General features: G+C 67.1%; 18 protein-coding genes, 1 tRNA gene and 2 pseudogenes. 12 read left to right on the forward strand and 9 right to left on the reverse strand.

What is annotated here, in order from left to right:
* Positions 1-21: 21 nt before the first annotated feature.
* The 4 genes from LL972_RS07290 to LL972_RS07305 form a co-directional block, all read right to left on the reverse strand.
* Complete coding sequence (locus LL972_RS07290; protein ID WP_228327010.1) at positions 22-756, reverse strand: pilin; 735 nt, start codon at positions 754-756, stop codon at positions 22-24.
* A 37-nt stretch (positions 757-793) separates the two neighbouring features.
* On the reverse strand, positions 794-1,267 hold the full coding sequence (locus tag LL972_RS07295; RefSeq protein ID WP_003484452.1) for a DUF494 family protein: 474 nt from the start codon (positions 1,265-1,267) through the stop codon (positions 794-796).
* A gap of 43 nt (positions 1,268-1,310) precedes the next feature.
* Complete coding sequence (gene dprA, locus LL972_RS07300) at positions 1,311-2,450, reverse strand: DNA-processing protein DprA (protein WP_228327011.1); 1,140 nt, start codon at positions 2,448-2,450, stop codon at positions 1,311-1,313.
* 71 nt (positions 2,451-2,521) lie between these two features.
* On the reverse strand, positions 2,522-3,658 hold the full coding sequence (locus LL972_RS07305; RefSeq protein WP_228327012.1) for a LysM peptidoglycan-binding domain-containing protein: 1,137 nt from the start codon (positions 3,656-3,658) through the stop codon (positions 2,522-2,524).
* 131 nt (positions 3,659-3,789) lie between these two features.
* Between LL972_RS07305 and def the strand changes: the two genes are divergently transcribed.
* From def to LL972_RS07330, 5 genes are all read left to right on the forward strand, one after another.
* A complete protein-coding gene (gene def / locus LL972_RS07310; RefSeq protein WP_228327013.1) occupies positions 3,790-4,302 on the forward strand; it encodes a peptide deformylase in 513 nt (170 codons plus the stop codon).
* Positions 4,303-4,410: 108 nt separating this feature from the next.
* On the forward strand, positions 4,411-5,334 hold the full coding sequence (gene fmt / locus LL972_RS07315; protein ID WP_228327014.1) for a methionyl-tRNA formyltransferase: 924 nt from the start codon (positions 4,411-4,413) through the stop codon (positions 5,332-5,334).
* Positions 5,334-6,644, forward strand: a complete 1,311-nt coding sequence (gene rsmB, locus LL972_RS07320) for a 16S rRNA (cytosine(967)-C(5))-methyltransferase RsmB (RefSeq protein WP_228327015.1) — start codon at positions 5,334-5,336, stop codon at positions 6,642-6,644. Before fmt ends, rsmB begins: the two co-directional genes overlap by 1 nt.
* A gap of 48 nt (positions 6,645-6,692) precedes the next feature.
* A complete protein-coding gene (locus LL972_RS07325; protein WP_228327016.1) occupies positions 6,693-8,414 on the forward strand; it encodes an ArnT family glycosyltransferase in 1,722 nt (573 codons plus the stop codon).
* Positions 8,415-8,567: 153 nt separating this feature from the next.
* Positions 8,568-9,845, forward strand: coding sequence for an O-antigen ligase family protein (locus tag LL972_RS07330; RefSeq protein WP_228327017.1), 1,278 nt, complete (start codon positions 8,568-8,570; stop codon positions 9,843-9,845).
* A 122-nt stretch (positions 9,846-9,967) separates the two neighbouring features.
* On the opposite strand, the gene LL972_RS07335 is transcribed toward LL972_RS07330, so the two are convergent.
* Positions 9,968-10,792: a glycosyltransferase family 2 protein gene (locus tag LL972_RS07335; protein ID WP_228327018.1), complete on the reverse strand. Its 825-nt coding sequence runs from the start codon at positions 10,790-10,792 to the stop codon at positions 9,968-9,970.
* Here LL972_RS07335 and LL972_RS07340 point away from each other — a divergent pair, their 5' ends adjacent.
* On the forward strand, positions 10,793-11,851 hold the full coding sequence (locus LL972_RS07340; RefSeq protein WP_228327019.1) for a CDP-glycerol glycerophosphotransferase family protein: 1,059 nt from the start codon (positions 10,793-10,795) through the stop codon (positions 11,849-11,851).
* A gap of 96 nt (positions 11,852-11,947) precedes the next feature.
* On the opposite strand, the gene LL972_RS07345 is transcribed toward LL972_RS07340, so the two are convergent.
* The 3 genes from LL972_RS07345 to ribA form a co-directional block, all read right to left on the reverse strand.
* Entirely contained in the window at positions 11,948-13,453 is a 1,506-nt protein-coding gene (locus LL972_RS07345) for a PH domain-containing protein (protein WP_228327020.1), read from the reverse strand.
* A complete protein-coding gene (locus tag LL972_RS07350) occupies positions 13,450-13,926 on the reverse strand; it encodes a PH domain-containing protein (protein WP_104584141.1) in 477 nt (158 codons plus the stop codon). The genes LL972_RS07345 and LL972_RS07350 overlap by 4 nt, the downstream gene beginning before the upstream one ends.
* 139 nt (positions 13,927-14,065) lie before the next feature.
* Positions 14,066-15,199: a GTP cyclohydrolase II RibA gene (gene ribA / locus LL972_RS07355; RefSeq protein ID WP_228327021.1), complete on the reverse strand. Its 1,134-nt coding sequence runs from the start codon at positions 15,197-15,199 to the stop codon at positions 14,066-14,068.
* 244 nt (positions 15,200-15,443) lie between these two features.
* Between ribA and LL972_RS07360 the strand changes: the two genes are divergently transcribed.
* A complete protein-coding gene (locus LL972_RS07360; RefSeq protein WP_228327022.1) occupies positions 15,444-15,965 on the forward strand; it encodes a GNAT family N-acetyltransferase in 522 nt (173 codons plus the stop codon).
* 76 nt (positions 15,966-16,041) lie between these two features.
* On the opposite strand, the gene LL972_RS07365 is transcribed toward LL972_RS07360, so the two are convergent.
* The gene (locus LL972_RS07365; protein WP_228327023.1) at positions 16,042-17,058 is read right to left on the reverse strand and encodes a lauroyl acyltransferase; all 1,017 of its coding nucleotides are present in this window, start codon (positions 17,056-17,058) and stop codon (positions 16,042-16,044) included.
* On the opposite strand from LL972_RS07365, the gene dtd reads away from it, so the two are divergent.
* The 5 genes and pseudogenes from dtd to LL972_RS07390 all read left to right on the forward strand — a co-directional run.
* Complete coding sequence (gene dtd / locus LL972_RS07370; RefSeq protein WP_228327024.1) at positions 17,057-17,497, forward strand: D-aminoacyl-tRNA deacylase; 441 nt, start codon at positions 17,057-17,059, stop codon at positions 17,495-17,497. The two genes, LL972_RS07365 and dtd, sit on opposite strands and share 2 nt — an antisense overlap.
* A 107-nt stretch (positions 17,498-17,604) precedes the next feature.
* Positions 17,605-19,479 carry an RNA polymerase sigma factor RpoD gene (gene rpoD / locus LL972_RS07375; RefSeq protein ID WP_016902493.1) on the forward strand — a complete coding sequence of 625 codons (1,875 nt, stop codon included), beginning with the start codon at positions 17,605-17,607 and terminating at the stop codon, positions 19,477-19,479.
* Between the two features lie 178 nt (positions 19,480-19,657).
* A pseudogene (locus LL972_RS07380) lies at positions 19,658-19,980 on the forward strand (DUF6566 family protein).
* Between the two features lie 289 nt (positions 19,981-20,269).
* A tRNA-Ile gene (locus LL972_RS07385) sits at positions 20,270-20,345 on the forward strand.
* Positions 20,346-20,430: 85 nt separating this feature from the next.
* Positions 20,431-20,856 (forward strand): annotated as a pseudogene (locus LL972_RS07390) (site-specific integrase); the annotation flags it as partial.
* Positions 20,857-20,929: the final 73 nt, after the last annotated feature.

Raw genomic sequence — 20,929 nt, forward strand, 5'->3', positions numbered from 1 at the left:
CCCCTTGGGTAAAGCGATTGACTAGCCGCGGCAGTCCGGCGGAAGTTGGTCGTCGTCGATCTCGGAGCTGCATTGCCAGGTGCCGGCGTCCGCGTCGAAATCCAGCCACATCGCCTTGCCGTCGATCCTGGCCATTGTCGGCGCATGCAGCAGCGCCTCGACTCCGCAGTTGGTGGTGTCGAAATGGCCGATCTGCACGCTGGTCAGGACGTCGTTGGCATAGCGCTCGGGCGCTAGGAAGCCGACGTCGCCATTGACCGGGCAGCGGCCTTGCTGGGCGAGAAATCCGGCGATCTGCGGCTTCAAGGGCGCCAGCGCCGTGATCGCCTGGGCGACCTTGGTACGCGCGGTGTAGTCCTGATACGCCGGCAACGCGATCGCGGCCAGGATGCCGATCATCGCCACCAGCACGAACATGCCCACCACCGCGCCCAACACCACTGCCAGCGGCCACCCTGGCCCGTTGCCGGGCAGGCGATACGCTGACGAAGAAGGCGAACTGGTGGCGGCGCTATGACCAGCACCTGGCGGAACCAGCGGGATTGGCGGCGGCAATACTGCGGCGCGCACATCGGTGGAAATCGGTGGCCCGAGCTCGTCGGCGCACGCAGACAGCGGCGCCCATCGGGCTAATCCTTCGCGCCAGACCAGGGTGTCCAGTGCGATCGCGTGATCGCGATACAGCGCCAGCAAGGCCTCGTCGGCCACCGGGCCACGCCGGTGGCGGTTGCCCTCGGCGTAATACCAACTGCTCATTGCCGTCCCCTCGCACGCTTCCGTTGCGGCTTCCGCCTCAGTGTACGGGTTCAGGCTCGTCCAGGAACATCTGCGTTTCCATCCAGGCGTAGGCCGCTTCAGCGCCCGGCTGGTTGAACAGCACCATCAAGACCACCCATTTGAGGTCGTCCAGGTCCAGTTCGTCCTGATCCAGGGCCATGGCGCGGTCCAGCACCAGCTCGCGCTGGTCGGCGTCCAGAATGCGGTGTTGTTCCAGAAACAGCAAAAATCCACGGCAGTCCACGTCGAGCTTGTCAAGTTCCGGGCCGTGATAGATGCGTACCGGTCCATCGACATGCGGGCGCGCGACACTGGGCCGCTGCTCGGAGAGCGCGTCCAGCCAATCGAAGGCTTTGCTGATTTCTGCGGGACTGAAACCGGCCTGGATCAGGCCATTCTGAAGCGAGTCACGGTCGCGAACCAGGTCCGCATCTTCGCTGAAATAATGTTCGAACAGGTACAGCAGTACATCAAGAATGCTCTCTTTCATTGCCCCTCGGCCTGCGTCGCGCGACGCTGTGGAGGTGAAGAAACTAGGGATTGCGGGTATAGCGACCGTGCTCGGCGACCACGTCTCCCTCCAGTTCCATGATGAGCAGCATGGAGGACAGCGCGGCGGCCGTCAATCCGGTGCGTTCGACCAGGGAATCCATAGGGGTTGGGTCGTGGCCCAGCGCCTGCCACAAGCGCTGGTAGTCCGGGTCCGAGCGCGCCGTACCGGCCTGCGGCGGCGGCGTCCTGGCCTGATCAGTGGGGGCGGCCAGGCGCTTGCGCAAGGCGTCGGCCAGTTCGCCCGACAGCAGGCGCAGGCCGTCGACGATCTGGGCCGGCTCCTGTGCCAGGGTGGCGCCCTGCCGGATCAGGTGATGGCAGCCACGCGCGAGTGGATTGTGCAGCGAGCCGGGCAGGGCGAATACCTCGCGCCCGGCCTCCGCCGCCAGCCGCGCGGTGATCAGCGCCCCTGAGCGCATGGCCGCTTCCACCACCAGAGTGCCCAGGGCCAGCCCGGCGATGATCCGGTTGCGGGCCGGGAAGTGCCCCGCGACCGGCCTGGTGCCTGGCAGGTACTCGCTGACCACCGCGCCACGTGCGGCGATGCGATCGCGCAGGGACTGGTGATGCGCGGGGTAGGCCACATCCGTGCCGGTACCCACCACCGCCACGGTGATGGCATCGGTGCGGGCAAGCGCGGCCTCGTGTGCGATCGCATCCACGCCGGCGGCCATGCCGCTGACGATGGCCAGGCCGGCGCCGGCAAGACTGGAGGCGAATGCACGGGTGTGGTCGCGGCCACCGGCGGTGGCGGAGCGGCTGCCGACCACGGCCACGCCCGGGTGCCACAGCGCGTTCGGGTCGCCGTCCACGAACAGGGCCAACGGCGGGTTGACGATGTGGCGCAGCAGGGCGGGGTAGTCGGGATCGCTCCAGCCGATGACGTGGTGTCGGGGTTGATCGCACCAGCGCAGCGCCGCGTCCAGCAGTTGCTTGTCTGGGGCTTGCAGGCGCGCTGCTTGCTCTTCGTCGCAGCCGGCAGCACGCCATGCTTCGGATCCGCCCGCCAGGATCTCGGCCGGTGCGCTGGCCGTCGTCAGCAGCGCCCGTCGCGGCGGTCGGCGGCCGCCAGCCAGCACCAACATCAGGAGTGAACGCAGGTCGGGAGCGGTCAGGTTCATGGGGCCAGCGTAGGCCGCATACGCCGACGGCGCCCTCAGGCGCCGTCGCATTACCGCATCGGAATTTTTGCTTACTGCGCGTCGGGATGCTTGACGAAGTAGCCCAGGCCGGTCGGCTTGACGCTTTCCATCACCAGCGCATAGCTGACCTTGTCGAAGGTGCGGAACACCATCGCGTGCGAGGCGTATTCGTCGGGCAGGCCGACGGTGGAGCCGGCCGGGCCGCTGAAGTCGTCGTCGGTCCGCGAGAAGCGCGAGTGCTTGACGCGGTCGCTGACCGTGCGGCCCTTGCGCCAGATCGAGAACACCGTGCCGTTGTTGATGCCTTCGCGGGCACCGCCGGAGATGGCGATCACGTCGCGGGTGCCGCCGACGGTGAAGGCATCGGAGATGGCCAGTACCCGCAATTCGGTCTGCAGGGCCTGTTCCGACGGCGGATGCGGGATGAACTGCAGGTCGTAGGGCTGCGCCTCGACGGCGACGATGCGATCGCCGGCGCGTACCTCGCGGCCGCTGTCCTGCAGCAGCAGGGTGGCCGCCTTGGAGTTGCCGCCCGCCGCGCTGCGCGTGATGGTGCCGACATTGACCTGTGCCAGTTCGTAGCCCAGGAACTCGCGGCGCGTGCTCGGCGCGATGTAGTTCTTCCAGATGTTGCCGGCGCCTGCGGTGATGTTGCCGGCCGCATCGAGGTCTTCGTTGTGCTTGGGCAGGCTGAACTTCACCGTCGGGCGCACCACCGCAAAGCGCTGGCCCGGCTGTGCATTGTCCAGGCCGACCACATAGGCCACCTGGCCGGTGGTGGCGCGCGTGCGGCCGCCTTCCAGACCCACCACATACGGCAGCTGGTCGAAGTCGTCGGTGACGCGCAGGTTCTTCAGGAATGGCTCGACATCCGCCAACGGAATCGCGTTGATCGGCGCTTCCTGGCGCGGGCCGGGCTGGACGGTGCCCTTGGCGACGCGATCCAGGTAGGCCAGGCTGATCACGTCACCGGGATAGATCAGGTGCGGATTCTGGATCTGCGGGTTGGCCTGCCAGATTTCCGGCCACAACCACGGTTTTTGCAGGAAACGTCCAGCGATGTCCCACAGGGTATCGCCCTTGCGGACCACGTAGGTGTCTGGATGTTCGCCCACCGCTTGCGCGGCAGCGTAGGTCGCGACGGTCAGCATCGCCGCAGCGACGACCGTACGAAGTCGGTTCAACATGAGTGCCTTCTTGCCTGATTCCCCAACAGGTCCGCGCACTATAGTCCAGAAACCGGGGCGCCACGCAAGCATTGCGCTAGAATGACAGCGTCTTGCCGGCTCAGCGCCGGTGTTCCCAGACGGGTAATCCCATGGCTTTGCTCCCTATCCTCGAATTCCCCGACCCGCGGTTGCGCACCAAGGCCGTGCCGGTCGATGCCGCCGAGCTCACCAGCCCGGCATTTCAGACCCTGCTCGACGACATGTTCCAGACCATGTACGAGGCGCCCGGCATCGGCCTGGCCGCCAGTCAGGTGGATGTGCACAAGCGTTTCATGGTGATCGACGTCAGCGACGAGAAGAATCTCCCGCAGGTGTTCGTCAACCCGGAAATCGTGAGCAGGCAGGGCGAGCAGGTCTATCAGGAAGGCTGCCTGTCGGTACCGGGCATCTATGCCGATGTCGCCCGCGCCGATGCGATCACCGTGCGCTATCTCGACCGCCACGGCAAGGCGCAGGAACTGAGCACCGATGGCCTGCTGGCAGTGTGCATCCAGCACGAGATGGACCATCTGGACGGCAAGCTGTTCGTCGATTACCTGTCGCCGCTCAAGCGCGAAATGGTGCGCAAGAAGCTGGCCAAGCAGCGTAAACACGTGGCCTGACGGCGGGGATTTGGAATTTGGGAGTCGGGATTCGCAAAGCCGGTTCTCTCACCGATTGCCGAATCCGCCCTTGCGACTCCCCAATCCCCACTCCCGAACCCCCGCCCTATGAGAATCGTATTTGCCGGTACGCCGGATTTTGCCGTCGCCTCGTTGCGCGCCGCCGCGCAGCGGCATGAAGTGGTGGCGGTCTACACCCAGCCGGATCGGCCTGCCGGCCGTGGCCGCGGGTTGACGCCGTCGCCGGTCAAGCTGGAGGCGATCGCGCGTGGCATCCCGGTGTTGCAGCCGCAGACGTTGCGCTCGCCCGAGGCCCTGGCCACGTTGCGCGCGCTCAATGCCGACCTGATGGTGGTGGTGGCCTACGGCCTGATCCTGCCCAAGGCGGTACTGGCTGCACCAACCCATGGCTGCTGGAACGTGCATGCCTCGTTGTTGCCGCGCTGGCGTGGCGCCGCGCCGATCCAGCGCGCGATCGAGGCCGGCGATACCGAAACCGGCGTCTGCCTGATGCAGATGGAAGCCGGGCTGGATACCGGCCCGGTGCTGCTGTCGCAGCGCATCGCAATCGGCGAGCAGGAAACCGGCGGGCAGCTGCACGACCGCCTGGCCGCACTGGGCGCGCAGGTGCTGTCCGATGGCCTGGGCTTGCTGCGTGCCGGCATCCGTCCGGTGGCGCAACCGCAACCGGCTGAGGGCGTGACCTACGCGCACAAGCTGGACAAGGCGCAGGCGCGGCTGGACTGGGCGCAGCCGGCGCAGGAACTGGCACGGCGCGTGCGCGCGTTCAATCCATGGCCGGTGGCCGAGGCGGTCCTGGCCGGCGAGCGCGTGCGCCTGCATGGCGCGGTGGCGCTGGAGCTGGCCCATCAGCAGGCGCCGGGCACCCTGCTCGCCGCCAGCAAGCAGGGCATCGACATCGCCTGCGGGCAGGGCGCGCTGCGGGTGCGCGTGCTGCAGCGCGAGGGCGGCAAGGCGATCACCGCTGCCGACTACCTCAACGCACGCCGCGACCTGCCGGCGCTGCGCTGATGCCGGCAGAGACCGCAATGGCGGGCGTGGGCTCGCGTCTGGCCGCGGCACGGGTGCTGACGGCCGTGTTCGACCAGGGCCGCTCGCTCAAGGCCGAACTGGCCGCGACCCTGCCGGGCTTGAGCGATCCACGCGACCGCGCGCTGGTGGAGGCGATCTGCTTTGCGGTGCTGCGCCGCCGCCCGGCCTACGACGTGGCATTGCGGCAATGGCTGGAACGCCCGTTGCCGCCGCGCGATGCCGAACTGAAGGCGCTGCTGATGGCCGGCTTCGCCCAGCTCGACGTGCTGCAGCTGCCCGCGCATGCGGCCTTGTCGGCCACCGTGGACGCGTGCCGCGCGCTGGGCCGGCCGCGTCAGGCCGGCATGGTCAACGCGATCCTGCGGCGCGCCCAGCGCGAGGGGTTTCCGGCGGTGTCCGCCGATGCGGGCTGGCCGTCCTGGCTGCGCAATCAACTGCGCGCCGATTGGGGCGACCAAGCCGAGACCATCTTCGTGGCGAGCGCGCAGATGGCGCCGATGTGGCTGCGCGTGCAGCGCTCGCGGATCGACCCGGCCGGCTATGTCGCAGGTCTGGCCGCGTTGGGTATCGCCGCCGAAACGGACGCGGTGTTGCCGGATGCGGTGCGTCTGCACAGCGCGGTGCCGGTGAGCCAGTTGCCGGGCTTTGCCGAGGGCGATGTCTCGGTGCAGGACGGCTCCGCGCAGCAGGTCGCCGATGCGCTGACGCTGGCGCCATCGGCGCGTGTGCTTGATGCCTGCGCCGCGCCCGGCGGCAAGGCCGCGCATCTGCTGGAACGCCATCCTGGCCTGCAGCTCACCGCGCTGGACGTGGATGCGCGCCGGCTGGAGCGGGTGCAGCAGACCTTGCAGCGCACCGTACCGGGCGCGCAGGTGAGCTTGCATGCGGCCGACGCGGCCGAGACCCACGCATGGTGGGACAGCCAGCCGTTCGATGCGGTGCTGCTGGATGCGCCATGTTCGGCCACCGGCGTGGTGCGCCGTCAGCCGGACGTGCTGCTGCATCGCCGTGCCGACGATATCGACGCCTTGTGCGCGTTGCAGGCGCGTCTGCTCGATGCCACCTGGCGCACGCTGCGACCGGGTGGGCAGTTGCTCTACACCACCTGTTCCCTGCTTGCGCGCGAGAACCAGGCGCAGGTGGATACCTTCCTGCAACGTACTGCCGACGCCCGGGCGCAGCCGCTGGGTGCGCAATTCGGGCATGCGGCCGGTGCCGGACGCCAGCGTTTCCCCGGCGAGCAGCACTGCGACGGTTTTTTCTACGCGCTTTTGCTAAAAGCGTCCTGACCGCGCGCCGATCCCGGCGCTCCACCTCCGCTCCCATCGCCGCCCGTCATGCTCAAGACTCGTGCTTCCAAGGATTTCTGGCTGCTGGCCATCACGGCTGTGCTGGTGATCGGTGCCGGCCTGGGACTGCGCGACCCCTGGCCGTCGGACGAGCCGCGGTTTGCACTGGTCGCCAAGCAGATGGTGATGAGCGGCGACTGGCTGTTCCCGCATCGCGGCAACGAGCTGTATTCGGACAAGCCGCCGATGCTGATGTGGCTGCAGGCGGCGTTCTACATGCTGCTGGGCAACTGGCGGGTGGCGTTCCTGCTGCCGTCGCTGCTGGCGGCGCTGGGCACGCTGGCCTGCGTGTACGACCTGGGGCGGCGGCTTTGGACGCGGCGCGTGGGTGCCTATGCGGCCTGGATGCTGCTGTTCACGCTGCACTTCACCTTTCAGGCCAAGAAGGCGCAGATCGATCCGCTGGTGGTGTTCTGGATCACCCTGGCCAATTACGGACTGCTGCGCCATCTGCTGCTGGGGCCGGCCTGGCGCTGGTGGACGCTGGGCTGGTTCGCCGCCGGGCTGGGCGTGATCACCAAGGGGGTCGGCATCATCGCCCTGCTGATGCTGATCCCGGCCGGCATTGCGGCCGCGCGCGGCTGGCCGGGCGTGCGCGTGCGTGTGCGCGATCGACGTTTCTGGCTGGGGCCGCTGTTCTTCTTCGTCGCGATCCTGCTGTGGTTCGTGCCGATGATGGCGACCGCGCTGACCGCCGGCCAGCCCGAGTACCGCGTCTATCTCAACGACATCCTGCTGCGCCAGACCGCCAAGCGTTACGCCAATTCCTGGGATCACGCGCAGCCGGTCTGGTACCACTTCAAGGGCATGGCCACGATGTGGCTGCCGACCATCCTGTTGCTGCCCTGGGCGATCCCGGCCTGGTGGCGCCGGCTCAGGCGACGCGATGCGCGCTATCTGTTGCCGCTGGCCTGGTGGCTGCTGGTGCTGGTGTTCTTCACCATTCCCAACGGCAAGCGCGACGTGTACATCCTGCCGGCGCTGCCGATGTTCTGCCTGGCGCTGGCGCCGCTGGCGGCAGGCCTGCTGCGTCGCGCCGGGGTGCAGCGGCTGCTGTTCGGATTCGTGGTGCTGCTGACGGTGGCCTTCGTTGTCGGCGGTGCGGCGATGCTGATCGGGCACCCGGGGTTCGAGCAGAAGATCATGGACAGCCGCGGGGTCGGCAGCGAGGCCACCGACCCGCTCGGCTGGCTGCTGCTGGCGGTCGGCCTGTGGGGCGTGGCCAGCCTGTTGCTGCTGCGGGTGCGCCGTTCCGCGCTTGCCGCCGCCTCGCTGCTGGGCGCGTGGTGGGTGGCGTTCGGGCTGGTCTGCTATCCGATCTTCAACGATTCCAGTTCGGCCGGCGCGGTGATGCGCGAGGCCGGGCGTCGGATCGGCCAGGACGCGCAGCTCGGGCTGGTGGCCTGGAAAGAGCAGAACCTGCTGATGGCCGACCGCCCCGCGCAGACCTTCGGCTTCAAGGTGCCATGGGAACAACAGCTGCAGCGGGCGGTTGCCTGGCAGGCAGAGCGTCCCGATCAACGTTGGCTAATGGCGCAGGAGACCGCGCTGCTGGCCTGCGTGGACCGCAGCCGCAGCCAGATGGTGGGGGTGGCCAATCGCCGTCGCTGGTGGCTGGTGCCGGCCGATGCCGTGCACGGCAGCTGCGTGGCGAGTACCGAGCAGCGGGCGGTGGAAGCGCAGGAGCAGGGCAACCTGGACACCGAATGAGCCGGCGCAGCGCAGGTTTCCGCCGCGATCGCCGGCCCGTCAATGCCGTCGCCGGCCGCTGTCTAGCATGGATTCATGCGGGGCATCGTTAGCTTGGCCGGCGTCGCTGACGCGTGCTGCCCGATGTCACCCCCATTCGCCACCGATGTCTGAATGAATTCCTTGCCCACCCAGCCCGCTGCACTTTCCTCCTCGGCCCCCATTGCATCACCAGCAGGTGTGGGCATTGCCGAACTGGGTGTCTTTGCGTTGACCGCGTTGGTGGTCAACATGCCGAGCGGCTTGCTGCCCTTCGGGCTGTGCCTGCTGCTTGGCTCGCTGGTGGGTTGGCGCAGCCTGCGCGCGGGCGTCGTCGCGCGTAGCTGGTCGGTGCGCGCGCTGGGCTGGCTGACGGTGGCGGTGATCGCGATGTCGCTGCTGTCGATCGTGCTGTTCGAACACGGGCTGCGCGATGTCGACAATCGCTCGCGCTTTCTGGTGCTGCCGTGGGCGGCGGTGTGGGCGTACGCACTGCAGCCGCGCCAGATCTGGCTATGGCGCGGCGCGTTGGCCGGCGTGTTCGCGGCAATGGTGATCGCCATGCTGCAGGTGATGAACGGGGCCCCCCGCGCAGAAGGCTGGACCAATGCGATCGTGTTTGCCGATATCGCGCTGATGCTGCTGGTGGTAGCGGTGTTCTGCCGTCCGGTCGGCCACGTGCGCTGGCTGGTGGGCGCGGCCATCGCCACGGTGGTGGTGATCGTGCTCAGCGGCAGTCGCGGGGTGTGGTTGTCGTTGCTGGTGACCCTGGGCGTGCTGATTTGGGGCGCGCCCTGGCAGAGCGCACGCCTGCGCTTGCTGACCTTCGTCGGCAGTGCGGTACTGGCGGTGGGCGTGGTGCTCAGCGTGCCGGCCTTGACCGAGCAGATGCGGCTCGGCGAATTGCAGAGCGACCTGCAGCGCTATGAGGTCGGCGACAGCGACTCGTCCGCCGGTGCCCGTATCGAGCGCCTGCATGTGGCCTGGGACACCTTGCGCGCGCATCCGCTGACCGGCATCGGCGTCGGGCGCTTCGACGATGCGATGCGCGAGCTGCCGGTGTGCGCCGGCGACACCTGGCTGCTGCGCTGTCATCTGGGCCATGCGCACAACGATCTGGCCGAGTGGGGCGCCACCCAGGGTATTCCGGGCTTGTTGCTGCTGTTTGCGGTCTACGGCGTGCCGTTGTGGATCTTCGTGCGGCTGCATCGCCGCAGCGGTCAGCGCCAGTTTCGCGGACCGGCAGCGGCCGGTGTGATGATCGTGGTGAGCTATGCGCTGTGCGGACTGACCCAGTCGATGTTTGCGCATCAGGTATCGGCCAGCTTCTACACGTCGATGGTCGGTGTGCTGGTCGGCCTGGCAGCGCGCCAGGCGCAGGAGCTCTCGGCTCGCGCGGCCGACAAGGCCTAGCGAGCGGCCTTGCGGTGGTTTTGGGGTTTGCGCCTATCACTGGACTAGACGTTTGTGGACTGCCGGTTTCGAATGCCGCTCGCGCTGCCGGGCGGCGAGCGCAGTCGTGTTGCTGGCCGCTCTTAGTCGCCGCGACGATCGTCCGCACGCGGTGGGTCCTGCACCGGCTGGTTGTGCTGCAGCAGCCACAACATGATGGTCTTCTGGCGCACGTAATTGGCGCGGACGTAGGCGTAGATCAATCCATGCCAGCCGTCGCGAAACCCGCCGCGTAGCAGGTAGCCGCGCCAGAAGCGCCAGGCCGGCGCCAGCACCAGCTTGCTCCAGGTCGCACGCTTGCCGCGCGCGTAGTCGTGCTCGGCCATCATCTGCGCGTAGCGCTGGGTCTTGGCCAGTTGCTGCGCCAGCGAGCGGTAGGGGTAGTGGATCAGGTCGCCCGCCAGGGTCATGACCGCCCCGTCGACACTGGCCGCTTCGTGGATCTCGCGCTTGCCGCGCCAGCCGCCGCGGCGTCGATCGAACAATCGCAGCACCCGATCCGGATAGGCATTGCCATGGCGCAGGAACCGGCCGAAATACGCCGACAGCCGTGCAAAGCGATAGCCGGCCGCGCCGGCAAAACCGCCATCGCGCGCGGCAATGATCGATGTACGCAGGCTATCGCTGACGCGCTCGTCGGCATCCAGGCACAGCACCCAGTCGTGGCTGGCCTGCGCCACGCAGGACGCCTTCTGGCTGCGGTAGCCATCGAAGGCGCGCTGCAGGACGCGTGCGCCATGTGCGGTGGCCAGCGTCACGGTGGCATCGGTGGAGCCGGAGTCCACCACCACGATCTCGTCGCAGAACGCCAGCGAGCGCAGGCAGTCGCGTAGGCGATCGGCCTCGTTGAACGCGATAATGCAGGCGCTGATGCGCGGCCGTTCGTCGGGTGCGGTCGAAGAGGACATGTGATGGCTCAATACCTGCTGTTCGCAACGGAGCGTTACGCGTTGCCTATTCTGGCGCCATTGGCGCAGGCATTACAGGCCCGCGGGCACGCCGTGTCGGCCTGGTTCGAGGGCGGTGCGCACGGGCTGGTGTTGCCGGATGTGCGCCAGGTCGGCCTGCGCGAGGCGCTGGCGCAGCGCCCGCATGCGGTGTTCAGCGCAGCCAACTGGGTGCCGCCATTCATTGCCGGCGCCAAGGTGCAGCTGTTCCATGGTTTTAATGTGCAAAAACGCGAAGACAACCGTGGGCATTTCCGCGTGCGTGGACTGTTCGATCTGTATTGCACGCAGGGCCCGGCCACCACTGCGCCGTTTCGCGCACTGGCCGAGCGCGAAGGGCATTTCGCGGTGGTCGAAACCGGCTGGCCCAAGCTCGACCCGGTGTTTCGCGACGATGGCGGACGCAGCGCTGCACTGCGCGCGCCCGCCAACGGGCGGCCGGTGATTTTGTTCGGCTCCACGTTTACCGAGCGCTTGAGCGCTGCGCCCGCGCTCTATGACGAAATCGCCGCCGATATCGCGCGCGGTGCGCATTATTGGCTGCTGACCCTGCATCCGAAGTGCGCGCCGGAACTGTTCGATCGCTATCGTGCGTTGGCCGGACCGCATGCATGCTTTGTCGAACCGGAAGACGTCATGGCCGCGCAGCGTGCGGCCGATGTGCTGGTGTCGGATACCTCATCGATCGTGTCCGAGTTTGTGGTGCAGCACAAACCGGTGGTGACCTTCCGCAACCGCGTGCCGCAGCCGCATATGCTGGACTTTCAACAGCCCGAACAATTACCGCAGCAGCTGGCGCGCGCGCTGGCGCCGGATGCGGCGCTGCGCAGCGCGCTCGCCAGTTATGCCGACGCGATCCATCCGTATCGCGACGGGCAGTCCTCGGAGCGGGTGATTGCAGCGACCGAGGACTTCATCGCCGGCAAGCTCGGTCCACTGCGGCGCAAGCCGTTGGGCGCAGTGTGGCGAGGCCTGCAGATCCGCCGCGAGCTCGGTTACTGGGGCCCGGCACAACGCTGATCGCTGCTAGTTGCGCGTTGACGAGCTATCGCCGCCAATCAGCACTTCACCCAATCCCGATTCCCGATTCCCGATTCCCCATTCCCGATTCCCGATTCACCAACGCAGCTTGCGCCGCATCAACGCCGCACCCAACTGGGCCTGCAGTGCCTGCGCCTGCGCCAACGGCACAAAGCGCAGGCACAACCCCGGGCCAGTCGGGCTGGCGCCGGCAGTGTCCAGCCACAGCGTTGCGGTGCCGGACAGACGATCCAGCGGCGAGCGTTGCAGTTGCAGCGCCTGCAGCTTGTCCAGCTCGGCCAGCCGCCACCAGCGTTTCCACCAGCCGCCGCGCACGGCGACAAACCGCGCATCCACCGCATAGCCCATGCGGTGCACCTGGCGATGCGCCTTGAACGCACTCCACGGCAACCACAGCAGCAACCACGCCGCCTGGTTGCCGAATTGCCAGGCCAGGCCGATCACCAGCGGCAGCAGCACCAACAGCGTGGGCAGGCTCAATCGCCACCAGCAGTGCGTGGCGATCGCCTGCCACTGCGCAGGCGGCCAGGCAATCCCCGGTAGCAGGCGCTGCAACAGGGCATCGCAGCGCTGTGGGGCGGCAATCGGCGCCAGTTCCTTCAACGCGCTGCCTTCGCTGTCGGCGGTGCCGGCCACTGCGGTCTCCACCCGCAACTGGCGACGGCCGAACAGGCGATGCAGGCGGCTTTCGTACAACGTCCACGACTGGATGCGCCGCAGCGCCACACTGCTGCGGATGCGCGTCAGCAGGCCGCGCTCCACGGTCAGGCGGCGCTCGGATTGGCTGAGGTGGAAGCCGTGGTATTGCGCCACCGCCAGGGCCACCGACAGCGCGCGCATTGCGATCAAGACGGCCAGGGTGCCGAGCACGACCAAGGTTGCGGCAACAGCCGTCCCCGGATGGATCTGGCTGACGTAGCGGTACGCCAGTTCGCCGTTGTGTTCGACGAAGTTGGACACCGTGCGGCGCGGGATCATCTGGTAGATCACGCCGAAGCTGGCAGCCACCACCACCATGCCGCGATTGGAGATCAGCCCCAGCCGGATCACTTCGCCCATCGGCAGGCGCAGCAAGCTGTTGCTGTCGGCCTTGGGCTGCGGCGTACTGGCGTCGGCGTCATGCGTGCGGCGACGGATCAGGTCTTCCAGTGCCAGCGCCTGGTCCAGCCGCAGCACGCGCATTTCCGCTTCGGGCTTGTGGCCGCCGGCCGATTCCAGGCGCACTTCGGCCACCCCGGCCAGCCGGTGCAGCAGCGATTGATGCACCACCACGTTGTGGATGCGCGCGAACGGGATATCGCGCCGGCTGCGTTCCAGCAGCCCGCTGCGGATCGCCACGCCATCGGTGCCGATGCGGTAGCGGTAGGTGAAATAGCGCAGCACCGAGATTGCCACCAGCACCGCCATCACCACGCCGGTGGCGATGTGGTCGGCCGAGTCGCGGCTGCCATCGCGGCTGCCGAACAGGATCAACGCCGCCAGCGGAATCAGGAACTGGCGGATCTGCTGCAACAGCACGAACACCCACGACAACGGATGCAGGCGCTGCTCGTCCTGGCCGGGATGTCCGATGGCACTCACAGTGCGTCGTCGTCGTGATCGAGCTGGCGGGCGAGGCGGTCGCGCAAGCGTTCGGCATCGCCCTGATCCAGGCCGGACAACGCCACCGCGTTGAGCCGGCTGCCGGCGGTATGCACCACCAGCGTGGTCAGCCCGGTGGCGCGTTCGATCGGGCCGCGGCGCAGGTCCACGTGCTGCACGCGCGAAATCGGAATGCGCGTGTCGCTCTGCCAGAGATGACCGCGTTGCAGCGCCAGCCCGTGGTGGTCGAGTTTCCAGTGGGTGAGCCGATGCCGCTTGACCGCGAACCACGCGCCCAGCAACGCGGCAACCACGGTCAGGCCCAGCACCAGCGGCCAGTGATGCCAGGCGTGCAACCCCGTGGCGGTCACACCGGCCGCGATCAGCCCGGCACATCCGCCGCCCAGTGCGCCGTTGACGCCGGCCACATAGGCCCCGCGCTGCGGTAGCGGTTGCCACTGCGTGTGGTCCACGGCCGGACCCTCTGCCGGCGCGGCGGTGACGATGACCTCGGGGTGCGGCGGTGGAGCGTCGTGCACAAGGCTGGCCTGCAGAAGCGGTGCGCAAGCATAGCCGGGCGCCGAGGGCGGGCGCATCCGGCGCAGGCGGCGCTTACTGCGCGGCCAGAATCAGCGCGTCCACATCCAGCGCATGCCCGGCGCGCGCGGCCTTGGTGCGCAGGTACTGCTCGTTTTCCGCAGTGATGTCGCCGGTCACCGGGATGCGGTCTTCGACCGCGATACCGGCCGCGCGCAGGCGCTCGGCCTTGGCGGGATTGTTGGTCAGCAGCCGGATCCGGCCGATGCCCAGGCCGCGCAGCATCGCCACCGCACTGCCGTAGCGGCGCTCGTCCGGGCCAAAGCCCAGTTGCGCATCGGCGTCGATGGTGTCCAGGCCGGCATGCTGGTAGCCGTACGCGCGCATCTTGGCGGCGATGCCGGTGCCGCGGCCTTCCTGGTCGAGATACAGCAGCACGCCGCCGCCGAGCTCCTTCAGCTTGGCCAGGCCATGCCGCAGCTGGTCGCCGCAATCGCATTTGAGCGAGCCGAACAGATCGCCGGTCAGGCAGGAGGAATGCACGCGCACCGGTACTGCGGCCGACAGGTTGGGCTGGCCGACCACGATCGCCACCTGGTCGCGTTGCGCCACCCCGCCGCGGAACACCACGAACTCGCTCATCCCCAGCCCGCGCAACGGTACCGGCGTGCGGGTGACCAGCTCGTAGCCGGCCGCGGCGGATGTGGCGCAGCCGCTGCCCAGATCGTCCAGTGCCAGCGACTGGCAGCCGGCAAAGGCGGCGTGGTCGTCCGCAGCGTGCAGCTCCACGGCCAGCATCGCCGGCAGCAGCAGTCCCAGCCGCGCGATCTCCACCGCGCCTGCGTCCAGCGCATCGCCCGGGGTCCACTGCGTCGGGACCGGGGTGTCGCGCAGGTAGGCCAGGGCAGCGAGCTGGTCGTAGTCGTGTTCGACCAGCGCCACGCGTGCGCCCTGCGGGGCGTTCAGGCCCAGCACCTGGGCGCGGGTCGGGGTGACGAACAGATAGTGCCGCCGCTGCGCCGCACGTGCGAAGGCCGCATACGACTGCGCGGTGCTGCTATCCAATGCCAATACCGCGCGTGCCTGCCCGTTGGCCGCGGTCAGCAGTACCGGGCGGCCGGCGCGCAGTTCGGAGGCGGCGCGCTCGCAACGGATCGCGGCCGGATCACCGAAGGCCTGTGCGCTGGGGGAGGGGACGGGGCTGCTCATGCACGACTCCAGATGGGGATTGCCACGGCCGCTTCAAGGCGGACGCCGCCGCGGCCGTTGCCTGCCGCGTGCGGCCATTGTCGCGTGGTTCGCAATCGCCAGTCGCCACGGCCGGGCGGAACGCTGCATCCAGCGCCCGCCGTTTGAGTTGCGCGGCAGGCGTGGATTGGTTGCATGCCGGCTGCGTTGTTCATCGCCCGGCAATGCCTTTTAATCCCAGGACCCTCTGCCCGCACCGGACCCCATGCCTCTCATCGACTGCAGCGAAGACCGCCACGCCAGCGCCATCCTGGAGATCTTCAACGACGCCATCGCCAACTCGACCGCGTTGTACGACTACAAGCCGCGGCCACCGGAGAGCATGGTCGGCTGGTTTGCGACCAAGCGCGCGGGCGGCTTTCCGGTGATCGGGGTGGAAGCGGCCGACGGCAGCCTGATGGGCTTTGCCAGCTACGGCACCTTCCGCGCCTGGCCGGCGTTCAAGTACAGCGTCGAGCATTCGATCTACGTGCACCGCGACCATCGCGGCAAGGGCCTGGGACGCCTGCTGTTGCAGGGCGTGATCGCGGCGGCAGAACAGCGCGGCGTGCATGTGCTGGTCGGCGGTATCGATGCCAGCAATCAGGCCAGCATCGCCTTGCACGAACAGTTCGGCTTCACCCACGCCGGCACCGTGCGCGAGGCCGGTTTCAAGTTCGGCCGTTGGCTGGATCTGGCGTTCTATCAGCGCATCCTGGCCACCCCGGCCGATCCGCACGACGATTGAGCCTGCGACGGTGGTTGCCGACGCCGCAACGGCGGCGGCACTTTGCGCAAGCGGATCTGTCTGCAGCCCGCCGGGGTCAGTGTGGATGCCGCTCGGTCGCATACGGATTGGGCTCGCCGCTGCCCGGCGGGCGTAGCGTGTAGCGCTTGTAGGTCCATTGGTACTGCGCCGGGTCGCGCCGGGCGATCTGTTCGATGCCTGCGTTGAGCGCGCTGGCGGCGCGCACCGGGTCGGCGTCGGCCACCGCCGGGTCGGCCGGCTGCACATGCAGCGCGAATTGCAGGTCGCCACCGGTGCGTTCGCACCAGCCATACAGCACGATCGCGCCGGTGCGCTCGGCCAGTCGGTTGACCAGGGTCATGGTCAGGGCCGGGATGCCGAAGAACGGCGCAAACACGCCATCGCCCATTTTCGGCTGCTGGTCGGGCAAGATGCCGACCGCGCCACCGTCCTTGAGCACCTTGAACAACTGCCGCACGGCCGGGCCTTCGGCACGCACCTGGCGCACGTTGTCGCCGCCACGGGCCAGTTGCAGGAAGCCGTCCACCGCGTCCGATTCGGGCGGGCGGTACACGATGGCGATCGGCCCGCGTTCGGACAGCCACTGGTTGAGCAGCTCCCAGTTGCCGAAGTGCGGCGCGGCCACGATGACGCCGCGCCCGGAGGCCAGCGCCGCGTCGTAGAGTTCCTGGCCATTGCGCTGCAGTCGCGCCAGGTTCTCGGCCGGCGGCCAGGTCCAGGTGCGCAGCACTTCCAGCGTCTGCCGCGCGGTCGAACGCAGCACCTGCGCATGCAGCTGTGCGCGCCGGCCGCCATCCAGTTCCGGGTACGCCAGTTCCAGGTTGCGCCGCGCCACGCGCGCCTCGCGCGCATTGAGCTTGCGCCAGCTCCAGGCCAGCGCATCGGCCATACGTTTGAGCAACGGCCACGGCAGGCGGCCCACGGTGGCGGCGGTGGCGTAGAGCAGGCGAGCGCGAACATCGGGTTTCATCCGCGCAATTCTAAACAGCGCGGCCGGCCAAGGCCCGCGCGTGACAGTGCCAACCGTGCTGGGCATGCTGCGCGGCACGGTTTGCTGCCTGAGAGTGCCCATGCTTGCGCTGATCCAACGTGTCACCCGCGCCGCAGTCACGGTCGATGCGCAGACCGTCGGACAGATCGGTCCCGGGCTGCTGGCCCTGGTCGGGGTCGAGCCCGGCGACAGCGACGCGCAGATCCGGCGGCTGGCCGAGCGCCTGCTCGGCTACCGCATGTTTGCCGACGACGCCGGCAAGATGAACCGCTCACTCACCGACACCGGCGGCGGCCTGCTGCTGGTCAGCCAGTTCACCCTGGCCGCGGACACCCGTTCCGGCAATCGCCCCGGCTTCAGCACGGCGGCGCCGCCGTTGGAGGCTGAACGGGCGTTCAATCAATTGGTGGCGATCTGCCGTCAAAAACATCGCGGCGGGGTGGAAACCGGGCGCTTTGGGGCCCATATGGTTGTCGACCTGGTCAACGATGGCCCGGTGACCTTCCTTCTCAGACCCTAGAAACCCACGTCCACCAGCGGTCCTGTCTTGAATCCGGCAGACCGGGCTTCACGCTGGTATAATGCTAGGTTCTCTTTCCAATCTCAAAGCCGGTGGCGCGAGCACTCATGGCCAACGAACGTCCTGCCCAGCAATCCGACATCAAGCTACTGATCAGCAAGGGCCTGGAACAGGGCTATCTGACCTACGCCGAAGTCAATGACCACCTGCCCGACGACCTGGTCGACCCGGAGCAGATCGAAGACATCATCAGCATGATCAACGGCATGGGCATCGATGTCCATGAAGTTGCGCCCGATGCTGAAACCCTGTTGCTCAACGATGGCAACACCGGCAACCGCGAGGTTGACGACACCGCAGCCGAAGAAGCTGCCGCCGCGCTGACCGCGCTCGACACCGAAGGTGGCCGCACCACCGACCCGGTGCGCATGTACATGCGCGAAATGGGCACGGTCGAGCTGCTGACCCGCGAAGGCGAAATCGCCATCGCCAAGCGGATCGAAGAAGGCCTGAGCCAGGTCCAGGCAGCGCTGGGTGTGTTCCCGCTGTCGACCGAAATGCTGCTGGCCGATTACGAAGCGCATAAGGAAGGCAAGAAGCGTCTGGCCGAGATCGTGGTCGGCTTCAATGACCTGATCGAGGAAGCCGACGCCGCCGCTGCTGCGCTGGCCGCCGCCGGCCCGGTCGCCGTGGACGAAGACGCGGTCGATGAAGACGACGACGAAGACGGCGATGACGACGCTGCCGAGGAAGAGGCCGGCCCGACCGGTCCGGACCCGGTGGAAGTGGCCACGCGCATGGAGAACCTGGCCAACGAATACGCCAAGTTCAAGAAGATCTATGCCAAGAACGGCGCCGAGCACAAGCTGGTGGTCAAGGCGCGCGAGGACATGGCTGCCATCTTCACCACGCTCAAGCTGCCGCTGCCGCTGACCGATGCGCTGGTCACCCAGCTGCGTGGCGTGGTCAACGGCATCAAGGACCACGAGCGCAAGGTGCTGCACCTGGCCACCACCGTGGCACGCATGCCGCGCAAGGATTTCATCCGCTCCTGGGAAGGCAACCAGACCAATCTGGAATGGGTGGAAGACGCACTCAAGCGCAAGCAGAAGTGGTCGTCGGCGCTGCGCGACGTCAAGGACCAGATCGTCTCCGAGCAGCAGGGCTCGATCGAGATGGAGAAGGCCAACTACCTGACCCTGGGCGAGATCAAGGAGATCAGCCGCGCGATGGCCTATGGCGAAGCCAAGGCACGCAAGGCCAAGAAGGAAATGGTCGAGGCCAACCTGCGCCTGGTCATCTCCATCGCCAAGAAGTACACCAACCGCGGCCTGCAGTTCCTCGACCTGATCCAGGAAGGCAACATCGGCCTGATGAAGGCCGTGGACAAGTTCGAATACCGCCGCGGTTACAAGTTCTCGACGTATGCAACGTGGTGGATCCGCCAGGCCATCACCCGTTCGATCGCCGATCAGGCGCGCACCATCCGTATTCCGGTGCACATGATCGAAACGATCAACAAGTTGAACCGCATTTCCCGCCAGATGCTCCAGCAGTTCGGCCGCGAGGCCACGCCGGAGGAGCTGGCGAAGGAAATGGACATGCCCGAGGACAAGATCCGCAAGGTGATGAAGATCGCCAAGGAGCCGATCTCGATGGAAACTCCGATCGGCGACGACGAGGATTCGCATCTGGGCGACTTCATCGAGGACACCAACGTGGAGTCCCCGATCGACAACACCACCAACATCAATCTCTCCGAGACGGTGCGTGACGTGTTGGCCGGGCTGACCCCGCGCGAGGCCAAGGTGCTGCGGATGCGCTTCGGTATCGACATGAATACCGATCACACGCTGGAAGAAGTCGGCAAGCAGTTCGACGTCACCCGCGAGCGGATTCGCCAGATAGAGGCCAAGGCGTTGCGCAAGCTGCGTCACCCGAGCCGTTCGGAACAGCTGCGCTCGTTCCTGGACATCGACTGATCCAGTCGTCGTATCGGTGCAGTGATCACACAACAGCCCCGCACTTGCGGGGCTGTTGCGTTGTGGGGCGTGCCGCAGGCTATGCTCCGCCGGATGGACATTCTTGGAACCACGCATCCGTCGGGGATGGCGCATGGGGCATTCACGCCTCGGCGACGAAGCCGGACGGTAGCGCAACATGAAGCCGACGTTTCTTCCAGGCTCACGTGACGTTCTAACCGTGGCTTCTAAGTTGATGGACGAATGGAACGAGACCGTCGTATGAGCAGGCAAAGCCGCTTTGAAACCACCACATACCGCGAGCACGAGATTCGCGTACGCGCCGAGCAGGCGTCCCCGGGTGCCATGTGGACGCTATGGGTCGACGTGTACGCGCTGGGTGGCAAGCGTGAGCCACGGATCGATGGCCGGGAACCGGGCTGGGAGACCTACCAGGAGGCCATTGCGCAGGGATTCCGCGCAGGCCGGCAGTTGGTCGATGCGCAGCTTGAGATGGCTTAGCAGCCGGGATTGGGGAGTGGGGATTCGGGATTGCTGAGGTGCTGATTGATTAGGCGCTTGCAGTTCCGGATCTTGCATCGCCAATGGTGCACAGCGCACACTGACCGCGTCCAAATTCAAAAGCCCGGCTTGCGCCGGGCTTTTTTGTGTGTGCATGCCCAAGCGCAGGTGGATGCGGGCACTTCTCCCATCGGCGCCTGATGCCAGCAGACAGCGACGCGCGCGGACAGGTAAACTTTCGCCTCAGCTGGACGGTCCGACATGCCCCGCATCTCGCCACCCACCTGCCGGGCCTATAGCTCAACGGTTAGAGCAGAGGACTCATAATCCTTTGGTTCCAGGTTCGAATCCTGGTGGGCCCACCAGTTAAATCAATGATTTGCTGACGCGTCACATCTTAAGAGAGAGGCCAAAGGTACATTTTCGGTACAGTCCGGGAAGTAGAGACCTATGGCAACACTCGTAAAAACCCCCGCAGGTTCTTGGAAGGCCGTCATCCGTAAGACTGGATGGCCTCCTGCGATCAAGACATTCCGCACCAAGCGTGATGCCGAGGACTGGGCTAGGCGCACCGAGGATGAGATGGTGCGCGGTGTGTACATCCGCCGCGCCGGATCCGAGCGCACTACCGTTGAAGCTGCGATGCGGCGATACCTGGCCGAAGTCACGCCAGGCAAGCGGCCTGTCACGCAGATCAGTGAAGTGCGCCGTGCCGAAGTTCTGATCAAACATCTGGGCTGTTATTCATTGGCGGCGGTGACCGCAGAGATCGTTGCTCGCTTCCGCGACGAGCGCTTGGCCGGCGACTTGGATGCGCACGGTCAACGCCGGCCGCGCAGTAACAACACCGTGCGCTTGGAACTCGCGTTGCTTGGGTAATCCCCCCGCCCATTAGCTGACGCCAGAAGTGGAATTTTCTCGTCCCCTTTCCCGAGGAGGTTCCATGAAG

Origin of the sequence: Xanthomonas campestris pv. asclepiadis (assembly GCF_020784175.1) — a bacterium.
Lineage (GTDB): Bacteria > Pseudomonadota > Gammaproteobacteria > Xanthomonadales > Xanthomonadaceae > Xanthomonas > Xanthomonas campestris_D.